Annotated in this window: 9 protein-coding genes; 5 read left to right on the top strand and 4 right to left on the bottom strand. The window is 43.5% G+C overall.

Annotated features, from left to right (window positions below):
- Positions 1-160 precede the first annotated feature (160 nt).
- Both F6K57_RS32760 and F6K57_RS32755 read right to left on the bottom strand, forming a co-directional pair.
- Positions 161-1,192, bottom strand: coding sequence for an AAA family ATPase (locus F6K57_RS32760; protein ID WP_293072189.1), 1,032 nt, complete (start codon positions 1,190-1,192; stop codon positions 161-163).
- Positions 1,193-1,708: 516 nt separating this feature from the next.
- A complete protein-coding gene (locus F6K57_RS32755; protein ID WP_293072188.1) occupies positions 1,709-2,914 on the bottom strand; it encodes a phosphoglycerate kinase in 1,206 nt (401 codons plus the stop codon).
- A gap of 191 nt (positions 2,915-3,105) precedes the next feature.
- Here F6K57_RS32755 and F6K57_RS32750 point away from each other — a divergent pair, with 191 nt between their 5' ends.
- Positions 3,106-3,522: a universal stress protein gene (locus tag F6K57_RS32750; RefSeq protein WP_293072187.1), complete on the top strand. Its 417-nt coding sequence runs from the start codon at positions 3,106-3,108 to the stop codon at positions 3,520-3,522.
- Positions 3,523-3,649: 127 nt separating this feature from the next.
- Complete coding sequence (gene ylqF, locus F6K57_RS32745) at positions 3,650-4,516, top strand: ribosome biogenesis GTPase YlqF (RefSeq protein WP_293072186.1); 867 nt, start codon at positions 3,650-3,652, stop codon at positions 4,514-4,516.
- Positions 4,517-5,307: 791 nt separating this feature from the next.
- Here ylqF and F6K57_RS32740 read toward each other — a convergent pair.
- A complete protein-coding gene (locus F6K57_RS32740) occupies positions 5,308-5,817 on the bottom strand; it encodes a peptidase C15 (protein ID WP_293072185.1) in 510 nt (169 codons plus the stop codon).
- Positions 5,818-5,884: 67 nt separating this feature from the next.
- On the opposite strand from F6K57_RS32740, the gene hisH reads away from it, so the two are divergent.
- Together hisH and rsmD are read left to right on the top strand one after the other, a co-directional pair.
- Positions 5,885-6,541 carry an imidazole glycerol phosphate synthase subunit HisH gene (gene hisH, locus F6K57_RS32735; protein ID WP_293072184.1) on the top strand — a complete coding sequence of 219 codons (657 nt, stop codon included), beginning with the start codon at positions 5,885-5,887 and terminating at the stop codon, positions 6,539-6,541.
- A 73-nt stretch (positions 6,542-6,614) separates the two neighbouring features.
- A complete protein-coding gene (gene rsmD, locus F6K57_RS32730) occupies positions 6,615-7,154 on the top strand; it encodes a 16S rRNA (guanine(966)-N(2))-methyltransferase RsmD (protein ID WP_293072183.1) in 540 nt (179 codons plus the stop codon).
- Between the two features lie 35 nt (positions 7,155-7,189).
- Here rsmD and petG read toward each other — a convergent pair whose 3' ends face one another.
- A complete protein-coding gene (gene petG / locus F6K57_RS32725) occupies positions 7,190-7,303 on the bottom strand; it encodes a cytochrome b6-f complex subunit V (RefSeq protein WP_070395274.1) in 114 nt (37 codons plus the stop codon).
- 455 nt (positions 7,304-7,758) lie between these two features.
- Here petG and F6K57_RS32720 point away from each other — a divergent pair, with 455 nt between their 5' ends.
- The gene (locus F6K57_RS32720; protein WP_075903624.1) at positions 7,759-8,133 is read left to right on the top strand and encodes a cytochrome c; all 375 of its coding nucleotides are present in this window, start codon (positions 7,759-7,761) and stop codon (positions 8,131-8,133) included.
- Positions 8,134-8,142 lie beyond the last annotated feature (9 nt).

Below are 8,142 nucleotides of genomic sequence, written 5' to 3'. Positions count from 1 at the left end.
TGTAGGTGGGCATAAATAAACGTTAAAACTCAAAATACGAAAATGAAGCTGAAAGCCTTTATTAAAGAGGTTTTCAGCATTTTGAATCTCAATCGCTATTTTACGGATAATTAAGCCCACCTACTTACTGCTCGAAGTTAGGTCTATAGCCGCAGTAACCTCAACTTTTTATGAGATTAACCACTGTTTTTGCAAGCTGCTTGAAAGTATTATCGAAATGCTGACGATTATTTTTCATAGTTTCTAAGACTTTACCCGACTGCTCTATTTGACTGTCAGATAAGGCAAATACAGGAACATTGTGCTTTTGAGATTGTGCAATTAATGAATTAAAGTCGGGAATGTTGGCTAAATTATATGGAGTATCACCTGGATCAGAAGCCTTAAATTCATCTTCAGAAATTGTCATACCAACCTTCGATAAAGCCGGAGCGAGTTGGTGGTTAACTGTTACTTTTATCCGGTCTATCCATCGCTGAAAAGAAGCAGCAGGGCTACCACTACGCGGACGAAAGCGCTGGGAAATAATTCCCATAAATTTAGGAGGATCGCTAGGTACAGGATATGCTAGCTCTTTATCTCGAAACAACTCTACTGACTTATTCCACTTTGGTATTACACGAGATAGTGAAAGTATTGCTTGGTCGCAAAAATAATCTGGAAAAGTAGGAACAATAAAGTAGTTACTACCCATTAGAAAACACTGATTTAGTGCGCCTACGCTGGGACTCATGTCAATCAAGACAATGTCTATATCATTCTCGTTAGCGGTTATAGTTATAAGGTGGTTAACTGAGCCTGGTAAGTTTTTCAATGCAGGAATGGCGGCTCCTGTTGAAAGTGCAACAGCTAACTGTGCTTCACTTTCGGCTAAGTCTAGATGTCCAGCCAACAAAGATAAATTCTTTTTGGAAGTTTTGATAATATTGGCTGGCTCCAGTGGCTTTTGTGTCCCTTGAAAAGCTGGTTCAAGACAAGTACTTAAGTTTGATTTTGGATTATTATCGTAAAAACTCTCGAAATCTGACTGTCCACTAAAGCCTAATACTGTTCCGGTAAGATTACACTGTGGATCGCCATCTATGATCAAGACTTTTTTCCCTATGTCAGTTAAAGCCCATCCCAAATTAAAAGTTGTAGTTGTTTTGCTTACGCCACCCTTGTGATTAAATAAAGAGATTAAAATCGCCATTTTTAATTTCTTACCCTAAAACTCCAACTTCTGCACCGCCAATCGTTTTCTGAGGTGAGCAATTGGGCTTTCACCCAGCACCCTTTAGATAATCGCATCGTCTCAAGGCCAGAAAGCCCAAACTAGGTAGATTCAGATCCTAGCCAATTGACATATCTAGCCTTGATCTAAACTTTTCAACACGAGTGCAAATTAATTCCTCAAAATTTAATTTAAAGGTAAAGAATAAAAATATGATACCTCTAACGTAGTTGTACGCACAACCCTGGTCAACAACTTCTGAGCATTTCCGTTCATCGCTCTCCCCCTGTGTCGTTTGAATAAAATCAGCTGACCACTGACGGCTGAAGGCTGACGGCTGAACGCTTACGATTTCTAAATAGATCATAAAAACCAATGCTGATTGATTGGAAACCAAAAAATTTCACCATCAAGATAATGATAAATAGAGAGACAGCAATGCTATCTCCCTATTTAAAACTATGATTTAAAACAATGCGTTAAAAAAAACACTAATTAGGCATCATTTAAAGCAGCAATTCCAGGTAGAACCTTGCCTTCGAGTAACTCAAGGCTGGCACCACCACCGGTGGAAATGTGGCTCATTTGGTCAGCAACACCAACTTTTTCGACGGCAGCTACTGAGTCACCACCACCAATGATGGTAGATGCACCTGTCTTGGTCAGCTCAGCCATAGAGTTTGCGATCGCTTCTGTGCCCTTAGCGAACTTATCAAACTCAAACACTCCCATCGGACCATTCCAGATTACAGTTTTGCAATCTGCTAAAGCATCCTGAAACACCTTTACAGAATCTGGACCAATATCCAAACCCATCCAGCCATCGGGAATAGCTTCAATACTGACAGTCTGGGAATTAGCATCAGGGGCAAAATTATCTGCGATGACCACATCAGTGGGCAACAGCAATTCCACACCACGCTCTTTGGCCTTAGCTTCTAAGGATTTCGCCAAATCGAGCTTATCGTCTTCCACCAGGGACTTACCCACACTCATACCACGGGCCTTGTAGAAGGTAAAAATCATTCCACCGCCAATTAGCAGTTTATCCACCTTCTCCAATAGAGTATCAATCACCCCAATCTTACTGGACACCTTAGAGCCGCCAATAATTGCAGCTAGAGGCTTTTCGGGATTTTCTACAGCGTTTTGTAAATACTGCAGTTCCTTCTCAATCAAGTACCCAGCTACAGAAGGACTCAGGTAATGGGTGACTCCCTCAGTAGAGGCATGAGCCCGGTGCGCTGTTCCAAAGGCATCATTGACATACAAATCAGCAAGGGATGCCAACTGTTTGGTGAATTCTGGGTCATTCTTTTCCTCTCCAGCGTGGAAGCGGAGATTTTCCAGTAAAGCCACCTGACCATTTGCCAAAGCACCAACTTGGGCAGCCACCTCGTCTCCAACACAGTCTTTACACATGGTCACCGGTTGACCCAGAAGTTCTGAAAGACGCTCAGCAACGGGGGTTAGACGTAAACTTTCCTTCACTTGTCCCTTGGGTCGTCCCAAGTGGCTACACAGGATTACCTTTGCCCCTTTCTTAAGTAAATCTTGAACAGTGGGTAAAGCAGCACGAATGCGAGTATCATCGGTGATGGTGCCATTGTCATCCAGGGGTACATTCAGGTCTGCTCTGACCAATACCGTTTTTCCGGCTAAATCTGATTCACTTAAATTGGCTACACTTTTCTTGGACACAGTATTAATCTCCTAATTGCTATTGCCTGCTAATCCCCGACTATCAGCCGTCTTGCAGGATGATTTGACGTCAGAGAGTTCGCTGTACATTAACTGGTAAGTCACCAGCTGAATGACCAGGACAAAAGGTATTCTTTTGTTAAGACCGTTCACATTTTACCGGAGTCCGGATCCTGGAGGAAATCTGTGATATGTTCAATACCGTTGTATTTCCCATTGACTCAAGTCGAGAAAGCCGTGAAGCTGCTGAGGTTGTTGGGAACATAGTGCAAAAGTACGGCAGCAATCTATATCTGCTGTCAGTGGTTGAAAAACCTGACCCTGGCCAGGGTACAGCTGCTGCTCCCGAGGCAATGACATCCCCTGAAGTAGTAACAGAACTGCTTAACGGTGCCAAAGCACTATTTGCTCAGCAAGGCATTGAAGCCAAAACCCTGGAGCGGGAAGGAAAGCCTGCCTTCGTGATCTGCGATGTGGCTGACGAAATTGGGGCAAATTTAATTGTGATGGGCTCTAGGGGGCTAGGGTTGACAGATGAAGGTATAGCTAATAGCGTGGCCGATCGAGTGATTAATTTGTCCCCTTGCCCAGTTTTGATTATTCCCTAATTTGTGATTAGTCATTGGTTTCATAAAATTCCTTGGTTACTAATTGTCAATTGCCAATGGTCGATTTTCAATTAACTAATGACCAATGACTAATCAGCAATGACTAATGACTAATGGCTAATGACTCATGACAATCCAGTGGTATCCCGGACACATTGCCAAAGCCGAGCGAGAACTCAAGGAACAGTTGAAGCGAGTCGATGTGGTATTAGAGGTGCGGGATGCTCGGATTCCCCTCTCTACTCATCATCCTCAAACCGACCAGTGGGTGGGTAATAAAACTCGGGTGTTAGTGATTAACCGGGTGGATATGATTGAGCCAAGGATGCGCCAACTTTGGGAATCGTGGTTTCAACAGCAAGGGGATATCCCCTATTTCACTAATGCTCAACAGGGTAAGGGTATCCGCGCTGTGGCTAAAGCCGCCCAGACAGCTGGGGAGGAAATCAATCAACGTAGGCGCTCACGGGGAATGCGACCTCGTCCTGTCCGAGCTGTGGTAATTGGATTTCCCAATGTCGGTAAATCTGCTTTAATTAATCGACTTTTGGGACGTCGTGTGGTAGAGAGTGCTCGTCGTCCCGGTGTGACACGCCAATTGCGTTGGATACGTATTTCTGACCAACTTGAACTACTTGATGCTCCTGGTGTTATTCCTGCCAAGTTAAACAATCAGCAGCAGGCGCTCAAGTTAGCTATCTGTGATGACATTGGTGAAGCATCTTACGACAACCAACGGGTAGCAACAGCACTGGTTGCATTCCTGAAAGATTTAGATAATATGAAGGAGTACACTCTTTTATTAAAGTCTTCTTTACAAAAGAGGTACCAACTAGACCCAAACCCATTAACCGCTGAAGATTACTTACATGGTCTAGCCGACTATCGCTATCAGGGAAACATCGAACGTACAGCGCGGCAACTATTGGGGGATTTTCGCAAGGGTTTACTCGGAGCAATTGCATTGGAAGTACCACCAGAAGTACTACCCTAAGTACCACCAATGTAAATCCTTAGCATTTACAGCATCTACACAAGTAAAATTGCAAGCCCGATTCTACTAGTGAGTACTAGCTAGTGAGCGTCCTACTAGGGAGTATTACTAGGGAGTCTTTCTAGATAGTCTTTCTAGGGGGCCTAAGTTCCCTATGGATATGTTTGTCTATAAAAGGAAAGAATTTAAGTCTTATTGAACCAATATTGTCAATATCTATTGAAAAAGAAATACCAGAACTTAAGCGAGGAAGCGAATTGAGGAGCTAAACCTAACTTGAGACAGATGACTTGAGCTAATTAGCGTAACCAACTTCAGTAATATTGCCGAGGGAAAAGTTTTTCAATCAGTCCTATAATCAGTATTGAGCACCGAAACAGCTGATGCAGGGCTTACGCAAGAACTCTACAGGTAGTGTTAACAGTTACCCTTTAACCCCTACAGGTAGTGTGTCGATGGCTGAATTGCGTAAGCTCTGTTTACCTGTATTAATAGATACTGCTATAAGCATCAATATTTCTTAACTAAAGTTTGTATTTGTTGACGGTTGACGGTTGTCTTGATTAGACCTATTGCAAAAGTATTGTCTTGATGCCGTGCCGAATTGGGGGAAGCCACGGCAGTCGCTCATGGGGGAGACCCCCGCAGGTCGGCGCTGCCTCCTCAAGATCACAGTGGCTCCCTTTGACAGCGCTACCTTGCTGCATCGCTTTTCTGATACTGTTTTTCATAAATTTTGTCTGGTGATCGGAAGTTCCCCGATCCGAAGTTGCAAACAACAGCAGCTAGGTCTATTGTGCCATTTGTTCCAAAATTATCCTAAAATCAGCCAAAATACCAGGCAAATTGTCTAGATTCAGCACAGGTACATGAACAAAGATACAAGAAGTATTGAGGTGATGTTCTCCAAGATACTTCAACACTTCGTAATAGAGTCCTTCGCAGACAAATTTACCAGCATCATGGCTAATCTCACATCCACTCAAGGCAGCTACTAGTTTCTCTAAGTTCACTGGGGTTTGAAGGCAGGCATCTTCACGAGTAGCACAGGATTCGACGGTTAATTTGTTCCGCTTACAAGCCATGCCACAACAAATAATCCCATCGGGTTGTATTTGATCAATTGTGGCAATTACCTGAGCACTAGCTTGGGCAATATCGACGGGCAACTGTCTAAGAAAAGTCAGGGAAGCAGATAAATTATTGATTTGAGCAATTTTCCCTAATAAATCATCAGAGGAGTTAGATACCTGATCCGGTAGCCAGGTTTGAAAGGATGTCAGGAGGATTTTTTTGTTCATTCAACAGAACCAATTAAAATAAAAATAGCTTGAATATTCCAATGTAAATGTAAGGGAAAGCAGGTTAATGCCAGTAATTGCGGTTGTAGACTACGACATGGGGAACCTGCACTCTGCCTGTAAAGGGTTACAGAAAGCTGGTGCAACTACCTTAGTGACAGATTTAGCAGCAGATATAGCACAGGCGGATGCGGTGGTACTACCGGGAGTGGGGGCGTTTGACCCAGCGATACAACATTTGCGATCGCGTAACCTGGAGCAACCGATTAAACAAGCCATTGCCAGCGGTAAACCCTTTTTAGGTATTTGTCTAGGTTTACACATTCTGTTTGAGGCTAGTGAAGAAGGCACAGAACCTGGATTAGGGATTGTGCCTGGCACAGTGCGCCGCTTTCGTCGAGAACCAAGTATTACGATTCCCCATATGGGTTGGAACCAGCTAGAGTTTACTCAACCAGATTGTCCCCTTTGGCAGCATTTATCGGGCAATCCCCGAGTCTATTTTGTCCATTCTTATTATGTTGACCCAGTTGACCCTGGGATTCGAGCCGCAACTACTACTCATGGGAGTCAAACCGTGACGGCTGCGATCGCTTACAATAACGTCGTAGCAGTACAGTTTCACCCGGAAAAGTCTTCTACTACAGGACTCCAAATTTTGTCTAATTTCGTGGCTGAGGTTAAGAGTTACTGCAATGATCGTACACTTGCTACCAAAGCCTGACAATTATTCTTCATTTAAAATGCTGCTACTACTACTGATTTAATCAGCACGCTCCCCACTGTCCTGTTTTTGGATGAGAATTTACGGCAATCGCCAACTGAAAACTTTGCCAGGACAAATTACCCGCCCGACACCAGCACGGGTGCGGGAGGCAGTATTTAATATTTGGCAAGGCAGTGTAGGGAATTGCCGATGGCTGGATTTATGTGCTGGTAGTGGTTCAATGGGTGCTGAGGCTCTATGTCGGGGAGCTGCTTTGGTGGTAGGGATTGACAAATGGGCAAAAGCTTGCTCAATTATTCGTCAAAACTGGCAACAGATGGCTCAGGCGCAGCAAGAATTTCGGGTGTTGCAGGGGGATGTGGTCAGGCGATTGAAAACCTTGGCTCCTCAGCAGTTTGACCACATTTATTTTGACCCACCCTACGCTAGTGATTTGTACCAGCCAGTGTTAGATGCGATCGCTCAATACCAGCTCCTCGACAGCCATGGTGAGTTAGCTGTTGAGCATAGCTCTAACTACTGGCAACCACAACCAATCCCCAATTTAGAAATTTGTCGCCAGAAGGTCTATGGCAATACTGCCTTGACCTTCTATTGCCCATTAGTTTAAGTCAGGGGTAATGGTCAGCTCATGGGAAGGAAAAACTAACCCCCAAGTTGGTTACCCCGTTGGTATTGCATATAGGCAGCAAAAAATAACCCCAATAGAGTAACAGGTATTAAGCCAAGGACAATCCCAACAAGCAACGGTTCTACCACACTAAGTCTCCTAATTAAGTTTTTTTACCTGTTTCTCATATTACTAGGTCTGATCAACCTTAGGGTGCTGCTGGTGGTCAAACACTAATTTATCAAGCATCCTGAGTTCCATGGGTTGAGATTGCTCAGTCACACTTAGGAGGCTCTGACCTAATGACCTAAGCCCTGACTTGACTTGAGTACTTTTTCCTATATCCCAGCTTATATACTAAAATGTATACCTTAGATCTATTCCCTTAGTATCAGGTATATAGAGGGAGACATAGTGTAGCATATAATACAAATACAACACAAGATCTTGATTAATGACTCCATAAATTTTAAGCTATGTTTATAAACAAAAATAATACTTAGTCTAAGTATTTACTTATCATTGCTTAACACAACTTAATCAATGGTTCAGTTTTATCGAGATTACAAGCGCTTTATCGATAGTCAACTTGACAGGAGATCCTTTGGAAAACCAGCTTGTCCAACCTAGAGTTCTAGTGCGGCGAGTCACCTTGATAGTACTAGTGGCTTTGCTTGCTATAAGTCTTAGCCTGATCGGAATTCCCATGATGCAGGATTCGGATCCTTATGTACAAAAGGTTTTGTCCCTGAACGGTGATCCAGTCCGAGGTAATGCTATTTTTCAAATCAACTGTGCTGGGTGTCATGGAGCCAACGGGGATGGTAATGTAGGACCAAGTCTACTGAATATCTCTAAGAGAAAGTCTGACGTCAGCCTGATTCAGCAAGTGATCAGTGGTAGAACACCACCAATGCCTAAGTTTCAACCTCAAACTGGAGATATGGCAGACCTGTTGAGTTACCTGGAGCAATTGTAACTAACGGTT

Source organism: Moorena sp. SIO4A5 (assembly GCF_010672005.1).
Classification (GTDB): domain Bacteria; phylum Cyanobacteriota; class Cyanobacteriia; order Cyanobacteriales; family Coleofasciculaceae; genus Moorena.
The sequence above is the reverse complement of the archived record's forward strand: the minus strand, read 5'-3'. Positions and strand labels throughout refer to the sequence as shown.

Excerpts from the sequence above, each read along its gene's own strand:
- F6K57_RS32760 (WP_293072189.1), bottom strand. The coding sequence starts at position 1,192 with ATGGCGATTTTAATCTCTTTATTTAATCACAAGGGTGGCGTAAGCAAA.
- F6K57_RS32750 (WP_293072187.1), top strand. The coding sequence starts at position 3,106 with ATGTTCAATACCGTTGTATTTCCCATTGACTCAAGTCGAGAAAGCCGT.
- ylqF (WP_293072186.1), top strand. The coding sequence starts at position 3,650 with ATGACAATCCAGTGGTATCCCGGACACATTGCCAAAGCCGAGCGAGAA.
- F6K57_RS32740 (WP_293072185.1), bottom strand. The coding sequence starts at position 5,817 with ATGAACAAAAAAATCCTCCTGACATCCTTTCAAACCTGGCTACCGGAT.
- hisH (WP_293072184.1), top strand. The coding sequence starts at position 5,885 with ATGCCAGTAATTGCGGTTGTAGACTACGACATGGGGAACCTGCACTCT.
- rsmD (WP_293072183.1), top strand. The coding sequence starts at position 6,615 with ATGAGAATTTACGGCAATCGCCAACTGAAAACTTTGCCAGGACAAATT.